The organism is Oceanobacillus profundus (genome assembly GCF_003515705.1).
GTDB classification, from domain to species: domain Bacteria; phylum Bacillota; class Bacilli; order Bacillales; family Amphibacillaceae; genus Oceanobacillus; species Oceanobacillus profundus.
Window position 1 is genome coordinate 30,871 of sequence record NZ_QWEH01000005.1, and the last position, 20,812, is coordinate 51,682.

The 20,812-nt window shown below is 35.6% G+C and carries 18 protein-coding genes; 3 read left to right on the plus strand and 15 right to left on the minus strand.

Going from position 1 to position 20,812, the window contains the following annotated elements; genetic code table 11:
• Positions 1-89: 89 nt before the first annotated feature.
• The 6 genes from D1B32_RS09280 to D1B32_RS09305 all read right to left on the minus strand — a co-directional run bounded on the left by D1B32_RS09280 (position 90) and on the right by D1B32_RS09305 (position 7,478).
• On the minus strand, positions 90-941 hold the full coding sequence (locus D1B32_RS09280) for an MBL fold metallo-hydrolase (protein WP_118889167.1): 852 nt from the start codon (positions 939-941) through the stop codon (positions 90-92).
• Between the two features lie 126 nt (positions 942-1,067).
• A complete protein-coding gene (locus tag D1B32_RS09285; RefSeq protein WP_118889168.1) occupies positions 1,068-2,663 on the minus strand; it encodes a glutathione ABC transporter substrate-binding protein in 1,596 nt (531 codons plus the stop codon).
• A 26-nt stretch (positions 2,664-2,689) separates the two neighbouring features.
• Complete coding sequence (locus D1B32_RS09290) at positions 2,690-4,480, minus strand: S9 family peptidase (RefSeq protein WP_118889169.1); 1,791 nt, start codon at positions 4,478-4,480, stop codon at positions 2,690-2,692.
• Between the two features lie 265 nt (positions 4,481-4,745).
• Positions 4,746-5,708: an ornithine carbamoyltransferase gene (gene argF / locus D1B32_RS09295; RefSeq protein ID WP_118889170.1), complete on the minus strand. Its 963-nt coding sequence runs from the start codon at positions 5,706-5,708 to the stop codon at positions 4,746-4,748.
• 234 nt (positions 5,709-5,942) lie between these two features.
• The gene (locus D1B32_RS09300) at positions 5,943-7,133 is read right to left on the minus strand and encodes a class I SAM-dependent rRNA methyltransferase (protein ID WP_118889171.1); all 1,191 of its coding nucleotides are present in this window, start codon (positions 7,131-7,133) and stop codon (positions 5,943-5,945) included.
• 72 nt (positions 7,134-7,205) lie between these two features.
• Complete coding sequence (locus tag D1B32_RS09305) at positions 7,206-7,478, minus strand: DUF3219 family protein (protein ID WP_379601565.1); 273 nt, start codon at positions 7,476-7,478, stop codon at positions 7,206-7,208.
• Between the two features lie 129 nt (positions 7,479-7,607).
• Between D1B32_RS09305 and D1B32_RS09310 the strand changes: the two genes are divergently transcribed.
• Entirely contained in the window at positions 7,608-8,969 is a 1,362-nt protein-coding gene (locus D1B32_RS09310; RefSeq protein WP_118889172.1) for an FAD-dependent oxidoreductase, read from the plus strand.
• A 306-nt stretch (positions 8,970-9,275) separates the two neighbouring features.
• On the opposite strand, the gene D1B32_RS09315 is transcribed toward D1B32_RS09310, so the two are convergent.
• Entirely contained in the window at positions 9,276-9,986 is a 711-nt protein-coding gene (locus D1B32_RS09315) for a dihydropteridine reductase (RefSeq protein ID WP_118889173.1), read from the minus strand.
• Positions 9,987-10,263: 277 nt separating this feature from the next.
• Between D1B32_RS09315 and D1B32_RS09320 the strand changes: the two genes are divergently transcribed.
• The gene (locus D1B32_RS09320; RefSeq protein ID WP_240033762.1) at positions 10,264-11,526 is read left to right on the plus strand and encodes an ATP-binding protein; all 1,263 of its coding nucleotides are present in this window, start codon (positions 10,264-10,266) and stop codon (positions 11,524-11,526) included.
• A 57-nt stretch (positions 11,527-11,583) separates the two neighbouring features.
• On the opposite strand, the gene D1B32_RS09325 is transcribed toward D1B32_RS09320, so the two are convergent.
• Positions 11,584-12,210: a LysE family translocator gene (locus D1B32_RS09325; protein ID WP_095312363.1), complete on the minus strand. Its 627-nt coding sequence runs from the start codon at positions 12,208-12,210 to the stop codon at positions 11,584-11,586.
• 703 nt (positions 12,211-12,913) lie between these two features.
• Between D1B32_RS09325 and D1B32_RS09330 the strand changes: the two genes are divergently transcribed.
• Positions 12,914-13,870, plus strand: coding sequence for a sigma-70 family RNA polymerase sigma factor (locus D1B32_RS09330; RefSeq protein ID WP_095312361.1), 957 nt, complete (start codon positions 12,914-12,916; stop codon positions 13,868-13,870).
• A gap of 139 nt (positions 13,871-14,009) precedes the next feature.
• Here the strand turns inward: D1B32_RS09330 and D1B32_RS09335 are convergent, their stop codons facing one another.
• Genes D1B32_RS09335 through D1B32_RS09365 form a run of 7 tightly spaced genes read right to left on the minus strand, consistent with a single transcriptional unit; the run spans position 14,010 to position 20,812 of the window.
• Positions 14,010-14,969 (minus strand): Gfo/Idh/MocA family protein, encoded by a 960-nt coding sequence (locus D1B32_RS09335; protein ID WP_118889175.1) that lies wholly within the window; start codon positions 14,967-14,969, stop codon positions 14,010-14,012.
• Positions 14,962-16,758: a CRTAC1 family protein gene (locus tag D1B32_RS09340; protein WP_118889176.1), complete on the minus strand. Its 1,797-nt coding sequence runs from the start codon at positions 16,756-16,758 to the stop codon at positions 14,962-14,964. The genes D1B32_RS09335 and D1B32_RS09340 overlap by 8 nt, the downstream gene beginning before the upstream one ends.
• Positions 16,751-17,719: a DUF1702 family protein gene (locus D1B32_RS09345; protein WP_095312353.1), complete on the minus strand. Its 969-nt coding sequence runs from the start codon at positions 17,717-17,719 to the stop codon at positions 16,751-16,753. The genes D1B32_RS09340 and D1B32_RS09345 overlap by 8 nt, the downstream gene beginning before the upstream one ends.
• Positions 17,716-17,961 carry an acyl carrier protein gene (locus D1B32_RS09350; RefSeq protein ID WP_095312347.1) on the minus strand — a complete coding sequence of 82 codons (246 nt, stop codon included), beginning with the start codon at positions 17,959-17,961 and terminating at the stop codon, positions 17,716-17,718. The genes D1B32_RS09345 and D1B32_RS09350 overlap by 4 nt, the downstream gene beginning before the upstream one ends.
• A 13-nt stretch (positions 17,962-17,974) precedes the next feature.
• Positions 17,975-18,727 (minus strand): SDR family NAD(P)-dependent oxidoreductase, encoded by a 753-nt coding sequence (locus D1B32_RS09355; RefSeq protein ID WP_095312344.1) that lies wholly within the window; start codon positions 18,725-18,727, stop codon positions 17,975-17,977.
• 16 nt (positions 18,728-18,743) lie between these two features.
• A complete protein-coding gene (locus D1B32_RS09360; RefSeq protein WP_118889177.1) occupies positions 18,744-19,988 on the minus strand; it encodes a beta-ketoacyl synthase N-terminal-like domain-containing protein in 1,245 nt (414 codons plus the stop codon).
• Between the two features lie 11 nt (positions 19,989-19,999).
• Positions 20,000-20,812, minus strand: coding sequence for a beta-ketoacyl synthase N-terminal-like domain-containing protein (locus D1B32_RS09365; protein WP_118889178.1), 813 nt, complete (start codon positions 20,810-20,812; stop codon positions 20,000-20,002).

Here is a 20,812-nt window from a genome sequence, read left to right on the forward strand (position 1 = left end):
TTCGTCAAGACTTTAGGCGAATACCTTGTTTTCATTTTGATAGATACTATTATTCACAAAAAAGATGAAGCTTAGGCTATCTTTTTTCTTTATCTAGCATAACCATTTACAAAATAACCGATAATTTCTAAGTCCTCTTCTGTTAATTCACGCTGGAAATGTGAGGCCATTGCTTTTACTATCTCCTCCTGTTTCCCTTCATGCTTTTTTGTTAATGCTGCACTTGTTTTCAATAACGCAGAAAAGTTTGCGAATTCGGCTTTTGATAATGGTGCTGGATGATGGGACAGGAAAAATAATTCTGCATCATAGCTTTCTATCTTCTCTAAAAGTGCGCCCATTTTTTCAATTGTGTAATGCCATTTTTCTGCATACATATTTGCATAAAGACAATCTCCAAGAAATAGTGCCTTTTCCTCCTGTATATAAATAAGATTGGAGTCTGGTGAATGATCCCCACCGATGTATTCGATGATACAGATGACCCCACCAAGATTCACTTGCATTCGAGTTTCAAAAATAAGCGTAGGATCCGGGATAATAACGTCACGCGCATCTCCAAGCTCTAACTTAATTGCATCCGCACAAAACGCGATTTCGATCCCTGCTTCAACACGCTCATCCAGCTCCTTATCTTCCCATGAAAACTCCTGTAATTCCTTCACTTTATCATAGGTCATAAAATTGGCAATGGAAGGCATGTCCATTTCACGTAAGCCAAAAACATGATCCCAATGCCAATGTGTAAGGGCTAAAATATCACCAATGATATTATGAGACGCCAATTGCTCCTTAAATAGCTGTGCATGACTGGATGAATTTCCAGCATCAATCAACAATGTCTGATTATCTCCCACAATACTTGCTAAAATCGGCCGGTCTGTCTTTTGATATGACGGAAGGTAGAAAAGACGATCAGAAAGCTTCTGTAATGTTTGCATGTATTCGTACTCCTTCTAGCTAGTTGTATTGTTCATTATAACCTAATTACTGCGGGGACAAAACAGGGTTCAACCTTTAACACTAAAAAAGCAGGCTGATGGATTTCTCCATCAGCCCTTAAAAGTCTATTCTTCAATATATACATCTTTAAGAAGCAGGAATTTTGTAGGTAGCATCGATAATCCTTTCACTTCTTTACGCAGACCTGATAAATAATCCTTATGCATCAAATAATTCATTGGAGCCAACTCCACGAGCAACTCTTGTGCTTGTTTATATAATTCTATACGTTCAGCTTCGTCCGCCGTTTGGCGTGCTTCTTCTAAAATAGAATCTAACTCTCCATGATCAAGGAAGGTTCTATTTCCTGGTGGTCCCATATTCTCAGAATGGAATAATGGATATAATCCGTTATCCGCATCGGCAGTTCCATTTGACCACCCTAAAATGAACATATCATGCTCACCTTCACCAATTTTCTCTAAATATGCACCCCATTCGAAGATTTCAATCTCTACCTCAATCCCAATTTCCGAAAGCTGAGACTGGATGTTGGTTGCAATATCCAGACGCTCTCGTGTCTCATTGGTCCAGATGGAAGTGGAGAAACCATCCTCATAACCAGCTTCAGCCAATAGCTTCTTTGCTTCTTCTTGATTATAAGCAATTCCTTCTAAATTTTCATCATAACCAAATACATTTGGCGCAAGTGGCCCTGCAGCAGGTATTGCATAGCCATTCGCAATACCATCTACTATCTGTTCTTTATTTATAGCCATCGTAATTGCTTGTCGAACACGCTCATCATCAAATGGCTCTTTTTGTGTATTAAAACCAAGATAATCTAGGGAAACACTTCCTTGTTGCAACATCGCTAACCCTTCTGTTGATTCAATTTGTGCTACATCGGAAGAACTTAATTGATTAGTGACATGTGAATCTCCTGTATTTAGTTCTGCAATACGAGTAAGGTCTTCTGGAACAACCTTAAATGTGACCGAGTCTAGCAATGCTGCTCCATCCCAATAATCTTCATTTTTAACTAAGCGGATATATTGACCAGGACTCCACTCATCAAATTTAAAATAGCCTGTACCAATTGGTTTTTCATTAATAACACTTCCTGGATCTGCTCCTTCTTCCATTGCAGCATAATCTGCCTCAATTTGTTCCAAAGAGATCATCGCTCCAGCTGAATGTGCTAAATGTGCTGGCAGACCTGAAAACGGATATGCTGTCTTTATTTGTACCGTATAATCATCAATAACAATGACCTCTTCAATCATATCGAGCAAATAGGCTGTAGGAGCTGCCACATCTTCATCAATAATACGCTCAATATTTGCCTTTACTACCTCTGCATTAAATGTGGTTCCATCATGAAAGGTTACTCCCTCTTGAAGCTTAAATTCCCAAGTTGTATCATCCACTGCTTCCCAGCTTGTTGCAAGGCTTGGCTGTAGTCCCATATTCTCATCGTGCTTAATTAACTTCTCAAAAATATTAAATTGGATATCGAACGATGGAACATCATTTGCTCCAGCTGGATCTAATGAGATTGCATCCGAAACAGTGGCAATTACTAACTCTCCACCATGTTGTTTCCCATCATTTTCTGTCCCCCCTGCTTCATCTGGTTCACTAGCACAACCAGCAAGAACGATACTAATAAATGCTATAGCAATAAATGTGTACAGCCAATTTCTCGATATTCTTTTCATAACTGTTCCCCCAGTATAATGGACGTCTATTGCAAATGCTTTTTCATAAACGCAACGATTTTCGTATTCATTTCAATTTGGTTTTTTATATTTTCTGTTTGATGTCCTTCATCTTCAAAAACAATAAGTTCCACTTCTTTTCCTTGGTTCTCTAAATCCCGATTCAATTGCTCTGCTTCACTAACAGGTACTCTCGTGTCATTTCTGCCATGGAAGATAAGTAATGGAGATATAATTTTATCTGTATGATTTAATGGAGCAATCTCTTCGAAAAAATCCACATCTTCTTTTAATGAACCATACTCTTTCTCTCTTAATCGCCTGCGCCATGGTCCTGTATTTTCAAGGAACGTCTTAAAATGTGAGATACCAACAATATCTACGGCTGCTGCCCACAATTCAGGGTAGTGTGTAATTGCCGCTAGTACCATAAAACCTCCATAGCTACGTCCCATAATGCCAATTTTCTCAGGATCAGCACCACGCCTTACGAGGTCTTCTACAAGCCACTTTAAATCAGCTACGGCATCCATACGTTTACGGACATCATCCAATTGTACGTATTTCCTTCCATAGCCCATGCTGCCACGTACATTCGGTGCAACTACTGCATAGCCTTGAGCTGCTAGAAATTGTATAACAGGATTATATTCGTTTCTAATCTGGCTCTCTGGACCCCCATGTACATAAATCATGACAGGCTGTGCGTAGTCTTTCTTACCATAAAGAAAATAAGGCACTTCAAGTCCATCAAAAGAGGAATAGTGACATAGCTCCGGCTCTGTCCATAAGTGATGAATATCTTTATTTTCTCCAACATAAGTAAGCCTCTTCGTATTTTTCTCCTTCAAATCTGCTGACCATAGGTCACCTGGAAGAATCGCACTTTTTATTTCGATGACAAGCTCTGCATCATCCATCCATGATAAAGAGTTGTATACGCCAGACGGCAATCCTGTCACTTCAAATATCGCTTTATCTTTCAAATGGTAAATTTGAAGTCTTGAAATTCCGCCTTCATTTATCGTATAAGCTAGTAATTTTTCATCCGAAGATAGTTTTATTTCCTCAATATCCCATTTTTCAATTTGTGACAGTTGTTCTAATTCAGCAGGATTATCGAATGTAAAGGAATGAATAGCTAATGTATCGCGACCTGCATCTGTTACAAGATAGCCCTTTTTTCCATCCTTTGTTAGCTGTATTGAATGATATCTTGCACTTATACTTCCCTTACCAATCTTCGTCATTGCTTTTGTTTCTAAATCAAATATATATAGGGAGTTATCAATGTTGGTATCCGCTATGCTTAAAATTAATCCCTTCCCATCCTTTGTCCAGCAAATCGGATTACAATTTCCATCATACGGATACACTACTTCTTCCTTTTTTGTTGCAATGTCCATAATATACACATCAAAATAACCTGGATGTCTGCGATTACTGGAGAAGGCAATTTTTGTTTCGTCAGGTGACCATCCACCAAAGTGATGAAAATGCTCTTTTGAGATAACAAGCTCTTCTACCATTGCTCCTTGTTCGCTGATTAAGTAAAATTGCTGTTTCTCATTCCCATTTATATCGGATCCGATTATCGTTTTTTCCCCAGATGGAGAATGATTTACACTAAGTGCCCTGTCCGGCAGCTCGATAAATTGTTGAACCTCAGATGTTCGACCATCCCATTTCCAAACCTGTGGTAACCCGGTTTTATTAGTTAGAAAGGTAATTGCTTGTTGATCTGGAATGACGGATGGATCATAAGCTCGATATGACTTTAAATAAGAACGTAATGTTTCCTCAGATGTTGTCGCCATTTTCCATTCCTCCCTTTTATTTTTCTAATATTTCTTACAAATATTGATTATAACAAAAAATTATATAGTATTTATTTTCAGAAATCAATGGGGAAAATTGTATATTTGTCGTGTTTCATGAGGGTTTAATGGGCGGAAACGATGGTTTTCAATCTTTTCTTTTATTATGGTTGCTGTTTGCTCACTATCGAATTTAAGGTAAATACGGTCCAAAATCCAAAACCAAAAAGGACCACCGCCTGCTTGCGATAGCCCTCTTAAATATTTAGCTCATCAATGCTGTCATCAATGCTTTTTGTGCATGAAGTCGATTTTCGGCCTGTTGAAAAACAACAGAATGTGCTCCATCAATTACTTCTGCAGTTACCTCTTCACCTCGGTGTGCAGGCAAACAATGCATAAATGTAACATCTGCTTTTGCCTTGGCTAGCAAAGCTGCATCTACACGGTATGCGTCAAAATCCTTTTCTCTTTTTGATTGCTCAGCCTCCTGCCCCATACTTGCCCATACATCTGTATAGATAACATCAGCATCTTGTACAGCTAAAGCAGGGTCCACCTCAATGCTAATTTTTGCATTGTGTTCAGCTGCTATTTCCTGTGCTTTTGCGGTTACATCTGGATCAGGCAAATAATCAGCAGGAGCAGCAATCACTAGCTCCATCCCCATTTTGGCAGCTCCATGCATAAGGGAATGCGCCATATTATTTCCGTCTCCAATATAAACTACCTTTTTCCCCTCCAGCGTTCCCTTTACTTCTTTAATCGTTTGCAAATCTGCAAGCACTTGGCAAGGATGATACAAATCTGTCAATCCATTAATAACAGGGATACTAGCAAATGCGGCAAGCTCCTCTACCACCGCTTGAGAGAATGTCCGAATCATAATTCCATCCAAATAGCCAGACAGTACTTGTGCCGTGTCAGCAATTGTCTCACCTCTGCCAATTTGTATATCTTTTGAATTTAAGAAAATTCCCATACCACCTAATTGGTAAATACCCGCTTCGAAGGATACACGCGTTCTTGTAGACGACTTTTCAAAAATCATCCCTAATGTTTTTCCTTTTAGTGGTTCAAATGAAATGCCTTCCTGCTTCTGCTTTTTAATATAATCCGCTAGTTCTAATAAATAATGAATCTCATCCGTTGTATAATGAGCAAGTGTTAAAAAATCCCGTCCCTTTAGCTCCTGTTTTATCAAATCCGCTTCTTTAACCATTGTCATGATAAAACTCACATCCTCTTGTAATTTGTATATGAATTATTATGCATTATTTAGAATAAATATACAAGCGTTTTTATAACTTTTTATATTTTTACTTACAGATTATTATTCCAGCTTACTATCGTCAGGACGAGCAGGAACCAACTAATTTCGAGCATTGCCCACCCTTTACCAAGCAACACCCATCCGAAACATCAAACACCCGCTTTGCATCAAATCAAAGCGGGTGTTTTGCTAACCTAACTTCTGTACGATGATAACCTTCAAGTAATCCCCCTGATTAAAATTACGGTTTACTTGAAAATCAGCCGGCAAGGAGAATTCTTCAAGAATTTTATATTTCATTCCATTGAATCCTTTATCAATAAACGCTTTGAACTTCTTCATTCCAAATGATGCATTATTTGTAGATGCTACAATAATGCCATTCTTTTCGGTAATCGCTAATGTATCCTGAATCAAGCCCGGATAATCCTTCGCTGTGCTAAACGTATGCTTTTTTGACCGGGCAAAGCTCGGCGGATCAAGGACAACGAAATCAAATTTCAATTCTTTTCGTTTCGCGTATTTGAAATAATCGAACACATCCATCACGATAATATCCTGCTGTTCATAATCAATCCCATTTACAGCAAATTGCTCAATTGTTTTACTTTTACTACGCCCTGCAAGGTCTACACTGGTCGTCTTTGCAGCACCTCCAAGTGCAGCTGCTACGGAAAAAGCGCCTGTATAAGAAAATGTATTTAAAACATTTTTTCCTTTCGCATAATGATCACGAATTGCTTTTCGAACATCACGTTGGTCAAGAAAAATCCCTACCATTGCACCATCATTCAAATGAACCGCATAACTTATGCCATTCTCTTTAACGATAATTGGAAACTCTCCCTGTTCTCCCTTTACAAAGTCATCGTCATCAAGATATTGTCCTTTTGTGTCAAAGCGCTTTTTTTCATATATCGCTTTATATCCTCCAAGTTCATCAAGCACGCGAATAACTTTGTCTTTAAAGGTGTAAATTCCTTTACTATACCAGCTGATTACATAATACCCATCAAAATAGTCAATCGTTAATCCACCAATACCGTCACCTTCACCATTGAAAACACGAAATGCGTTTGTATTTTCGTCGTTATAGTATGACTGTCTTTTATTGATTGCAGCTAGCATTTTATTCTTAAAGAAGACAGTGTCCACCTTTTCATTTTCATTAAAAGATAGCACCCATCCCAGTCCTTTATTTTGCTTGCCATAGTAACCCTTTGCAAGAAATTGTCCATGCTGGTCCACTAAATGAACTATTGTACCTTCCTCAGACAAAGCTCCTGGATTTGTAATTACTTCTTCCGAAATTAAAGGAAATTTATTTTTGTAGTATTTAGTAAAATCCGGTTTCACTCTTAATTCAACAATAGTAGCCATATTTTCATCCTATTCCATTTTTGCTCATTATCGCATGTGACCTCTAATTAGCGCAAGCTGTCGTAATAAAAGTTATTGTTTCTCCACTAATTCAAGATGAAAATCTCCAACGGCATTCGCTTCATACAAGTTTGTAATGGAAGTAGCGTAATTATGGATAGTAGCTTGTAATTCAAGATTTTCCTCAGGAATCTGCAAGGTAAAGTCATTCTTATAAAGCAATGTTGTTATATCATGATATTCCTCACTCGACACTTTAAAAGCAAAACTCACTTTTCGATTTCCTTTTGGTAATGTTTCCATTTGAAATTCCAATCCATCAATTTCATATCCATTTATAATCACTTTTCGTTTCAATCACATCACTCCCTTTTATAAAAAGTTTACCAATTTTATCTCCGATTGTTTACTAAAGTAACTTATTCGTTTAATTTCTGACCTTTAAGGTAATAGTTTAATGAAAGGATGATTTAAATGGAACATTTTGATGCAATTATTATCGGCTTTGGAAAAGGTGGTAAAACGTTAGCAGGTTCACTTGCTAAGGCAGGAAAGCGAGTTGCTATGATAGAGCAATCAGCTAAACAATATGGTGGCACATGTATTAACATTGCCTGTATCCCAACAAAATCGCTTGCTTTCCAATCCGAACAGCAAGCTAATTCCAGCGAGTCCAAGGAAGCCTATTACAAGGAATCGATTCAAGAAAAAGATCAGTTAACTGCTGCTTTAAGAGAGAATAATTTTAAGATGCTTAATGATCAGGAAACCATTACCGTTTATACTGCAAAAGCTACGTTTATTGAAGATAAAAAGATCCAACTTAGCTCGGAAACTGAATCCCTTGAGCTAAGTGCGGAAAAGTTCTTCATAAATACCGGTTCATCTCCAATCATTCCGCCGATTGATGGAATCGATGAAACGGTGAATGTTTATACTTCTACAACTCTCCAAGAGCGCGATGAGCTGCCCGAAAAGCTAATTATCATTGGTGGTGGGTATATTGGTTTGGAATTCGCTTCGATGTATGCAAACTTTGGCTCAGAGGTTACAGTAATTGACAGCTCCGAGGAATTCTTGTCAAACGATGATCGTGACATTGCAAGTGAAGTACAAAAGATATTTGAAGGAAAAGGAATTAAGCTACAATTAGAAAGCAGGGTACAATCGGTTAAGAATATAGATGGTGGTGTTGCTGTCACTTACCAGAAAGAAGATAAGACTGAGGAATTGACTGGCTCTGCCCTCCTAGTTGCAACCGGCAGAAAACCAAACACGGAAGGTTTAGGACTGGAAAACACTTCCATCCAACAGAATGATAAAGGAGCAATTGTTGTAGATGATTACTTGAAGACAGATGCCGATCACATTTGGGCATTAGGGGATGTCAATGGCGGTCCACAGTTTACTTATATTTCATTAGATGATTTCCGTATCGTTCGTGATCAATTATTTGGTGATGGCAATTACTCGAAAAAGGAACGAAAAAATATACCATATTCCGTTTTTATCGAACCTGTCCTATCCCATGTTGGTCTCAATGAAAAGACAGCTAAAGAAGAAGGTATTGACTATAAAGTAGCATCGATTCCAGCAGCAGGGGTTCCTTATGCCCGTATTATCAAGCAAACAGACGGACTTTTGAAAGCTCTTATTGACCCGGACACAGATGATATTTTAGGATGTACGTTATTTTGCGCAGGTTCACATGAATTAATCAATACCGTGCGAATTGCAATGGAAGCTAAATTACCATATACACGATTAAAAGATAATATTTTCACACATCCATCCATGAGTGAGGCATTGAATAACCTATTTTCGAGTTTTGATTAATTATAAATAGGAGGGCTTTTAGAGCCCTTTTATTTTGCAAAAAATAAAGATTTGGGAAGGAGTTTTTGAAAAGGCAGCAAAGATTTCTATCAAAATATACGATTTTTTATTGTAGCACTAAAATTAAAAACATCTTGCAAACCCACATTGTTAAATTTAAAGAATCCGTTTTGAAAGGATTGACCAAAACGGATCCACAATTTCATAAAAAATTTGCTCATTTTCTATCTCTGCTGTTCCACAGTCGTGCCCCTTAATGGAACATTTATTCAGTATTTGCCTAGAAGATAGTCTGTCTCGATTAAATTACAAATCAAATGATAAAAACTCAAGTCTTTGTCGTTCATGCTTGTCGAGCATAATCTGCTCTGGATTGATACCCTGCTCACGCAATACTTCAATGTTCTGTATGAGGAACTCGTCGCTTCCGACAACATAGAAAAGTCCATCTTTGTCTGCAGCAAGATTTTTCACTTCTTCATAGTAGTCTTTACGATTATCGACATACTGTGATGTGAACTTCTTATCAGGAGCGGTTTCAAAAATAGTAGTGAATAAGAATTTTTTTGAAGAATCGATGTTCAGCGAATGAATTTGATTGACGCCTGCAGCACGTTCGAAATAATCAAGCACAAGCGGTCTGAAAGTTGCCAGACCAACACCCGATGACAGCAGATAAACATTTTTGTCTTCTCTTTTAAGTGGTACATTGGAATGTGTTTTAAATATTGCAACTTCATTTCCTACCTCAAGATTGCTTAAAATCGTTTTAAACTCAGAACATTGCTCTCTGATGCGTGTTGTAATACCGATTGAATCTTCGTGCGGTAAAGTGGAGATTGACATGTGACGAATCAGACTGCGGTTTGGTTTATCTCCCGCATTAAAACCTTCCAGTGCAAAGTGGGTATGGGAACCTTCTTCCCATGTAAAGTCTTCCGGACAGTCGAGCAAGTACGTTTTAACCTCAGGCGTTTCTTCAATAATCTTATTTATTTTAGTCCAGTATATTTGCATTATCTATTCTCCTTACGCTGGTTTTTGGTTCATTACTATCTACTATACAACAATTGATAACTATTCTCAATTAAACAGATTGATTTCGCAGCGGAAAAGCAGTCGATTCCTAATTCATAATCTGTATGACTTTATTTTAAATTCACATTTATTTCTAACTAGATGGCAATAATTTCATTACAGCATCACGGCTATATGGTATGATAATTGTGATAACTCTCGGAATTATTTTCATTGAAATATATAAACTTAGGCAGAAGGCGAGTGGAAATCTATATTGAAAAAGAATCCATCATTAATTAAATTCAGTGATACAGATAGTGTGACAATTCCCCATTACTATGACTATGCAGTAGCAATCGATAAAGTAAAAGAGCTATTTATTGAAAAACTTGGATTTGACTTAAAGCTTTATGAATCCGAAGAAGGACTTGAAATTGACGACACAATTGAGCAAATTCTTTCTCGAAATGAAGCTGATATTGAAATTTTAGCAAGTGTCTACGATGCTGTTGGTACATCAGCCATTACATATAACAATACGGAAAAATATGTGATTAAAGCCTCTCTAACAAATAATATTTTTTACTTTCCAAACTATGAGGTTGCTATCGTAAAGATACCAATCTATCAAAGTCATATGGAATATGAAAGGGAATTTACCTTTGCAAGGAACGACGAAGCTTTACTAAGCTTCCTTAACTTCATTACTGAAAAACAAAGGGAATTTATGCTAGACGGTATTAATGTGCTCACCGATACAGAGGATGGCTTAGAACGATCACGAGAACAAATTACTTATCAAATTAAACGAGAAGATATACTTTTAGAGGAAGATGTAAAAACAGATATTTACCGTTCCATCGATGAATTTTTCTTGAAGAGTGGAGCATTTTTTAAAGCATATAATATTCCTTACAAACGTGGAATTCTATTATATGGTTCTCCTGGAAATGGAAAAACAACGCTCGTCAAATCCATTGCAGGCAGTGTTGCCGCTCCAGTTGTTTATTGGCAAATCACAGAATATACATCCAGCTACTCGATTAAGGAAGTTTTCTCTACTGTTACAAAAATGGCACCCATGATTCTTATCATTGAAGATATCGATTCCATGCCTGAAGAAGTTCGTTCTGTATTCTTGAACACATTAGACGGTGCAACATCTAAGGAAGGTATCTTCTTAATCGGGACAACTAATTACCCTGAAAAAATTGACCCTGCCTTGATTAATCGAGCTGGCCGCTTTGATCGTGCTTATGAGATCAAACAGCCTGATGAAGCATTACGAAATGAATATCTGCATAAAAAAGGGCTAATACAATTTTTAGATGCAGCTGCACTTGCTCAATTAGCGAAGCAAACAAAAGGACTGTCCATTGCCCAGCTTAATGAGCTCTATATGTCAGTTGCTCTCCAATGGCATTATGAACAGCAGGTAGATGTAGAGAAAATTGTCAAAGACTTACAAGAGAATCAGCGAAGAACGATAAGACAAGACTGGGAAACCGAAGAATATGCAGGGCGGTTAGGGTTTTAAAGTCGCAATAAAAAAATCTTGCCTCATTTATTTTTGAAGCAAGATTTTTTAAATTCCCTATAAAAATTGATGAATAAATTCGTAACCAAAATATAAACTGAAGCCAAACAGTATACATGCAGCAATAATGGAAACACCCTTTAGAATCGTTTGATTCAGAAATCTTCTCGAATAATGAATAATACTCATTAATCCAATATCATGGACGAGTATACCAAGCAGGATTCCTGCTGCAACAACTACAAAATGTGTTCCTGCTCCATCACTTAAAGAAGATACAAGCAACGGTCCAAATATTCCAATCCAAAAAACAATATTAGCTGGTGAAATCGCCATGAAAAATCCAGATGTATATGCCTTTGCAATGGATTTTTTTGGAGCTGCCCCACTGAAATCTACTGGTTTTTTTGAGTCTTTTAAACTCTCAATCCCGATGGCTAATAAAAACACAAAGCCCATAAACCACATTACAGACTCCACGATTGGATACGTTAAAAATTGGGAAAAACCAAAATAAATAAGAGTGATTAATGTTAAATCGATGGTCATCCCACCTAAACCTACAAACCAACCACTTAAAAATCCATTCCTCAATGCTTGTTGAACCATTTGAACTGTCATCGCTCCAGGTGTTAAAGAAAGTGCTAGTCCTAATAGAAAATAAGTTAGAAATGCTGTAATCATACGCTGCTCCATTCTTCAATTAATATTTGAATGGAATTATTATAGCGCTAAATGTATTTTTACACAACAAAATGAATTGTTATGCAACGCACAAAAGTGAAAGCTTCTTGTTAGCGACGTATGTACTAAGCCATGGGATATAAAGGAAGCAAGGGAATAATTCAAAAATAAAGCAACTTTTTGATGCATTTTTAGCCAAAATATACTTTCGAGAAGTTAAAATAAGAATTCGGAGAAAATACTACTGGAATTGTACGAGGCTTCTAAAAAGAAACAGAAAAAATTATTATAGAGTTATTAACCAAGTTAAACCTATTCTCTAACAAAACCAGGAAAGTAAAACATCTTTTTGGCGGAACGCTAAGAAGGATAGGTTTCTGCAATGCTTAAATAAATGAGCCGAAAATAATGATTTTGGACTAGCCAACCTCTGGATTAGATTTGAAATAACAATTACGTATAAGGTTAATTCTAAGTAGATTATAGGAATAATTATTTGTTCACATATACTAGAGGATTCAGCATACGTACAGATAAAATAATAGCTTTTATTTTTCATATCTCTTTCTCTAAGGATTATTATTAGATACTTTTGGTATTCGATTTAATTATACAGCGAAGAATAATTTTATTTTGAAAATTACTAGTATTTTGCACCCTATTCCTTTTATACTTAATATAATTAAAATTAGGAGGGATCTATATGAAGGAACAAGATAAAGTGCAAACTATAGTAGAACATACAAGAACTTTACATAATGATTTTAATGAGATACTTAAACCTTATCGAATAGATTTATGGAGGTACTGCAAATATCTTACCAGGTCTGCTTGGGACGGTGAAGATCTCTTTCAAGATACATTGATAAAAGCATTTGCCTCATTAAGTCAACGTTGGAGTACTATCAATCCAAAAGCCTTTTTATTTAGAATTGCAACCAACACCTGGATTGATAATACCAGAAAAAGCAAAGTATTCCTTGAAGACCTTTTTGATTACCAAGGAATAGTTTCTGATGAAAAAGAAGAATCCAAATTCCTTATTAGAGAAGCTTTGGAAATATTAATACAACACCTCCCACCAAATCAAGTAGCTATTTTTCTATTGATGGACGTATTTAACTTTAAAGCTACTGAAGTAGCAGGCATGATAAATATTTCTGAGAATGGCATCTATTCATCCATCCATAGATCAAGGAAAAAATTAAAAGAAATAAAAAAGTTAGAAGACAAGGGGGAGTCTCAGCCACGCAATGTTGAAAACATAGATCCCATCATAGATAAATACTTAAATGCATTTAATGATGGGAATGTGGAAGGTATATTAAATCTAATGAGTAGTCAAATTTTCAATGATGCTTCCCCTGGTTTCCAAGAATATAATAAAGACGAAGTGAAGAATGGGTCATTGCGTTTTGGTCTCCCAGGTCACTACGGAAAGAGAATTTGGTTATGGGGAAAAGAAGTTAATATTGTTTTGGCACGTAAAGATAAAGGATACGAGCTCCATGATATTAACTACCAGGAAATATATGAGGATAAAATTGTAGTGCACAAGAGTTATTTCTTTTGCAGAGAATTGCTAACAGAAGCAAGCAAGGTGTTAAATATTCCTATACAATTAGATAAACCTCCTTTGGACTGGTATGAAATCGAGTAGAAGGGAAAATTAAATAACCTTCAGATCCTAGTCCCATGCCTAGCACACATTTAAAAAGGATGCCAAAGCGGCATCCTTTTTTGTAACATTATCTTTATTGTTTAATAAGTATATTAATTAGCGAGGTAAATACTATCGATTAACTTAAAATAACTTTTAACGAATTTTTTACATGTTTAGAATCAATGGATAAACTCTCTGTACCCTTTACACATTCGACAAAATGGTCAATAATCCCTGAATTTGGCTTTCCGTCTTTCCTTAGAATTGGTTGAATTCGTTCAATCTTAGTTTCGCCATTAAACCTATGAATACTAACCTCATGAAGTTCCTCTCCAAAAACAATAGTTCCTTTTGTACCATACAAGACGGTTCTATGATCTTGAAGTGGATTATTCCAGCTAACATTAATTGATCCAACAATTCCTGACCTTGTACGTAAAGAAATAGATGCTCGGCTATCATGTGCCTTGTTTTTTGCCACAAACCATTCACTAAAAGTTTGATTTATTAACCACTGTATTAGGTCTAGCTTATGGATTGCTAAATCCCCAAGTGCTCCAAATGAGGACAGTTTTTGATTAAAAAACCAACTATTCTCTTTATCGACACTCCAAAATTGTGGACCTGGATGTTGATAGTTTGAAGTAAATTGAATAATGTTTCCTATAGCTTTGTTATCTATTAATTCTTTTACCTGTCTGTGTACCGGATCGAATCGTTGATTATGACCAGGCATCAAAACAAGGTTATGCTTTCTTGCAGTCTTATATAGTTTCTTAAGATCTTTGAGATTGGTTGCCATAGGCTTTTCTACAAGTACATGTTTGTTATGGTTAAGTGCTTCTAATGCATACTTTGAATGAAGTGCATTAGGGGTACAAATCGATATTAACTCTATATCGGACGACTGCAATATCTCACTTTGTTTATTGGTAGCAAACGAAATGTTGTGGGTTTGTGCAATTTTCTTTACCCTTTGGAGATTAACGTCACAAATTGCAACTAGTTCTACATCATTCCTTTGAAGGTATTCAGGAATATGTCTTACTTGTGCAATCTTTCCTGAGCCAATAATTCCTGCTTTTAATTTACTCATTATCTACTTCGCTACCTTTAAAAGCAGCTCCCTTTTGCAATATTTCATAGTTGTTGTTTCCTTCGGTAATAGAAATAATTTGATTTGCATTAATATCTTCAAAGACTTGTTCCTTCCCACTCGGCCATTGTATTTCTAATTTATCTAGTACCGTACTTTTTTCTAAACCTAAATGGACTCGAGGGTCACTTTGTGCACCAAAACTATTTCCCCCGTCTTTTTCGATTACGGTCTCCACGCCATTATTTGTAAACGTAAGTCTGGTACCAACAGCTTCCCTATTACTCGGAAACACACCATTTAGATCAATTTTAATCCAGTTATTTTGATTAGTTTGTTCATTGCTATAAACTTTTAAAGGAGCACCTTGGTTGGCAAATATCAGATCAAGAGTACCATTGTTATCGAAATCAGCTACCGCTACCCCACGACCATCATAAACAAAGTCAATACCGACATCTTGCGCTACATTGGTAAACTTTCCATCCTGATATAAAAATAAAGCCTTTGGTTCATAACCGGACATGCTCTTCTCTCCAATTGCAGGCCAATTTTTCGCATCTTGAACGACATCACCAGGAGTAGTAGCTAATGTCCCCATCTCAAACCAATAATCCTCATCTTTCTTACCAGATATAAATCCATTTGTAACAACTAAGCTCATGTTTCCTGAATTATTAACATCAAAGAACCTTGCTCCCCAAGACCATCCTGCTTGTTTAACGCCTAGATCTTCTGCCTTTTCAACAAATTTACCACTTTCATCCATATGCCAGAGTTGGTTTCCTTCTAGTAGGTACTTCTCCTTACTTATATTACTTACATAATTTGCTAGATTCCCATCGTGGAATACATCTCCAAAATCGACATTCATCCCTTTAAAGGTATCGTCTCCAATCCCTCTCTTTTGAACTATTTTTTGAAACCCTTTCCCTTCTTGGTTTAAATATAGGGAATCGGGGCCGAAATCATTTGCGTTATAGATATCTGGCCAACCATCCTTGTTTAAATCAGCTGATCCTGCTGCTAATGTCCAACCTGGATCTTCTACCCCCATTTCCTTTGTAACATCGGAGAATGTACCGTCACCATTATTTTTATATAAGATATTTTCTCCACCATTTCTTGCTTTTTCAAAATCATTATGAAATATTTTGGTTGATTTAAGGTCCCATAGGTTTGTTTCATCTCGAAAATAATTTCCTATATATAAATCAAGAAACCCGTCTCGATTATAATCCAGTGCAATTGCCTTTACCGCGTATCCTTCGGGATTTACACCAGCTTCTGCTGATACATTTTCGAAAGTACCGTCCCCGTTATTTTTAAATAACTGGCTTTTTCCCCATGCCCCAACAAATAAATCTTGATATCCATCATTGTTGTAGTCAAACCATAATGCTGTTTCCGAGATACCCTCTTCATTCACAAGCCCAATACCTGAATCTTTAGTTACATCAGTAAAAGTACCGTCTTGATTATTTTTATAAAGATAATTACTTGTTCCTTTTTTGGAGTTGACTAAATAGACATCAACATAGCCATCATTATTATAATCATTTAAAAACACACCCGCCCCAGTGGATGATAACCAGGGCATTACATTATCAACTTTATTATCAAACTGTGGCTTTTTATGCGTAAATTCAATACCTGTTTTTTCCGTAACGTCCTTATATTCAAAACCATAGTCTTTTACTTCTTCTGTAACTTCCTCGTTACAAGCTGTTAGAATAACTAAGACTATACTAATAAGGATAATTAATAGGGTTTCTTTCCTTTTAAACATATACATTCTCCTTTATTTTTTGTCTTACCCCATCTACCCAATGCATGTAAAAATTATGGTTGTTACAAGTTTTATCCAAATTATTTTTCACACTATAAACATAGTCAATTAACTGGTTAACTTTATGTTTTAAACTCTCAGGAATATTGTCTATATTAGACCTCCATAAGTATGGGTCTTGGAGCCTTCTAGCTTCTAGACCATAAGCAAAGCCTTGTAAGAATGAAATAAAATCCTCTTGATTTTTATGTTTTAGATAATCAATTATCTTAAAACCTAGTAATAAATCATCAAATTTACTGTACGCTACTGCTAATCCAACTCCACTCAAGATATCATTCCGGTATGGGAATGTTTCTCCTAATTCTTCTAGTTTTTTTAGCGTAGTGTCCCAATTAAATCTACTTATAAACCATAAAGACCTGCCAAAACCTTGATAACAAACTCTTTTTTGATTCTCGGTAAATTTTTCTATTAAATTAATACTTTCTTTGGAATAGAAGTATTGGAATAGTCCGATCTTAAAACCAACACCATCGAACATAATAAGGGAATATTTATGATTTAAACTTTGTCCAAAATCAGCATACTTTTTAGATTTATAACGATAAATAAAGTGTAATAACCAACCTAACCCTACATAATATTGATATATAGAATTAGGAGAGAGTTGATTTACTTTTGATTCAAAAGACGATGCTTTATTCTTTCTAAAAAAAGACTTGATCGCAAATCCAATTCCGGTACCTTCATAAGAAAAACCTCTATAAAACTGTGAGTTTGTTTTTTCTAGGAGTTTATTTAGGAGTATTGGCGAAGGTATTACTAATGGTGCAAAGGCTCCTATGAAAAAACTCCTTAGAATATTTTTAAATCTATTTATAAAGAAGGAGTCATTGTGTTGTTTAAAATAATGGGAGTAAAAAAACAACATCCTCTTGGGGAGAAGGTTATATTTCAATCGATGAAACCTCCTTGTTCAACAAATAAAAAAACGTCCTCCACCTTTCTTAAATTCATCAGTTCTTCTTCTTGTATAAATACCTCAAATTCTCTCTCAATCCGAACAGCTAATTCTAAAGCCATAAGTGAATCCATACCGATTTCCTCAAAGGTGCTCTCATCTTTAATATCATCCTTTTGAATATCAGCTATTTCAGCAATAAGTGATAAAATATGGTCCTTCTTCTCTTGGTTAATCATAATATCCACCTTTCTAAATTAATCCACCATCTACGATAAGCGTTTGACCTGTAATATAAGATGCTTTATCTGAAAGTAGAAATAATATTGTTTCAGCTATTTCCTTCTTATTTCCTAGTCTTTTAAGTGCAGTTTGCTTCTTTATTCTTTTTATATTTGTAGATGGAACACTATCTAACATCTCTGTCTCGATATAACCTGGAGCGACACAGTTTACCCTTACATTAAACGTTCCTACTTCCTTTGCCAAAGATCTAGTAAAACCAATAATTCCAGCTTTGGCTGCAGAATAGTTAGTTTGGCCAATAGCTCCTGTTATTCCAGAAATAGAAGTAACATTAACCACACTACCTTGTTGAATCAATATTCTTCTTAATAATTTTTGTGTTAAGTATGCAGTGGCATTTAAATTTACTTGAATGACATTATGCCAATCATCATCTTTTATTTGTGAAAAGGGTTTGTCTATATTTGTGCCAGCATTATTTACTAAAAAGTGTAAGTTGGGGTAAGTGTATAAGATCGTTGTCACGAGATGATCAATTTCAGATTGATTATTTAAATCACAAGGGATACCCGTTATAAATACATTGCAATCCTTTAGCTCCTCCATTAATGCATAGGCAGCTTTATAATTTTTGTTATAAGTAAAAATCACATTTATATTATTCTTTGCTAATAGCTTTACTACTTCCCTACCGATACCTTTGGATCCTCCAGTTACGAGTGCAGTTTTTTTCTGATATTCATCTGTATTTACTTTCACTTATGTTCTCCTTTTTTTAGATTTTTTCTATTATTGTAGCCGCATTAAATCCTCCATAGGCCGCTACAGTCTTTATAAAACTCTTAACTTCTTTTTCTATAATTGTGTTTACTAACGGTAAGTCATATTCACTTGAATTATTAATTGTACGATGAGTAATTGGAGGAATAACACTATTTTTAAAAATATTGATTCCTAATATTAATTCTATTAAGCTATTCGCTCCCAGCGTATGTCCAATATAACCCTTAAATGCTGTTACATCTGGAACCGAGTACCGGAAAGATTCAAAGGCTTTCTTTATTCCATTTGACTCGTATTTATCCCAAAGAGGAATACCTGTTCCATGAGGTATTACTAATTCAGGTTTACCTTTATATTTACTTAACGAAGTTTTAATCACTTTCTCGTAGGAGTTTGTTGTTACATCCGGTAAATTAATTCTCCATGTATCCTGTGAGAATGAAGAGTTGATATATTTTGCCTTGGATATTGCATTCCTTCTACTTATATTTGTTTCGGATTCAAGTATGATAGCTCCTACACCATCACCCAAAACAGAACCAGAAGAGGTGTCAGTAAACGGTGCTAATTTACCGTTATTAGAGCTAAAGCCTTTTTCACTTAGCCATAAATGTTCTGTGAAGTGAGCATAGTCACCAGCTACAACAATGACTATGTCAGCATGATTCATCTTTAATAAGCTATTTGCCAATTCAAGTGCATATTGGCCAGATGCACAAGCATTGTTAATAGCATAAGTTGGGCCATTAATATTAATTAATTTTGCTAGATAATATAGATATGTGTATGTTTGTAACCTAAAAAATTTATCCTTATAATGATTGAATGAATTAATTGGATTCTTTATATCCATTTTGTTGTCTTCTTGTAAAAGACTATCAATCAGAGGGTTTACCCCCAAATTCTCATGACCGATTATTAAACCAATTCGTTTCTCATTAGGCAAATGAAGATTAGCATTTCTTAAAGCTTCCAGTGTTGCTAAAAATAGTAATTTAAAATCTTTATCATCTCTAAGAAATTCTTCCCTAATCGTTATATGACTATATTGTTTATTAATTCTTTCTATCAAATCGTCTTCTATTTGATAAACAGGATATTGAAGTTTTTCTTGGTTGCTCAAATTGTACTCCCTTTGTTGCGGGTAGTTATCACCACTGAGTATTCCTTCCCATGTCTGCTTCTCATTTCCAAAGCTCGATATAATACTTGTTCCAGTAATAAAAACATCCTCCATCAGATTCTCTCCTAATTAAGTATTATATTAAATAGACTATCATCAGTAGATACTTGAATTTCAGTTTGAGAATTATACTCATACTTTAATATTTTATATACATTAGTTAATAATTTTGGAGTAAATTCAGATGCCATTATTTTATTGTTGAAATACTCATTCTTTGATTCAGATATATTATTAATAGCAATTGAAACACCTTCTTTTCTATCTACACCTTCATCTACTTTCTCCATTAAAATCGTGCTCACATGTTCAAACTCTGTTAGATAATTTTCTACTGGTTTTTTATATCCAGTTGGCGGGAAAATATTCAAATCACATACTAAAACTCTTTTTAAATCTTCCCTGTTTAATAGTTCATACGCATACAGTAAACTTTTACAACCTGATTCAACACCCTCTGAAACGGTTATATTCGGCCCACTAAATCTAAATTTGATTGATATATGACCCGCTACAACATTCAAAACTGTACCTGGAAAAAAGCGTGGATTAACCCCTTTGGGACCATACTTATCTGCATCAATAAACATATCCTTTATTGCATGGATACTCCCATAATTATTTGAGACGATAACCGCTGTTTTACTATCTTTTTCACTATTTACAGCATATCCCGCAAATCTAATAGCTTCATATACAGAAATACAACCATATTGACTTATCTTAGGTAGTAGATTTAATCCTGATAAATACTTGTAATTGTAGAACTCTGGTGGTGCTAATAGATTAGCCTTATCATTTAATAGAGATCTTGCACTTAGTTCTTCAACCCCTAATCCCAGTGGGGTAATCGATGAGATACCTTTTATTTGGATCAA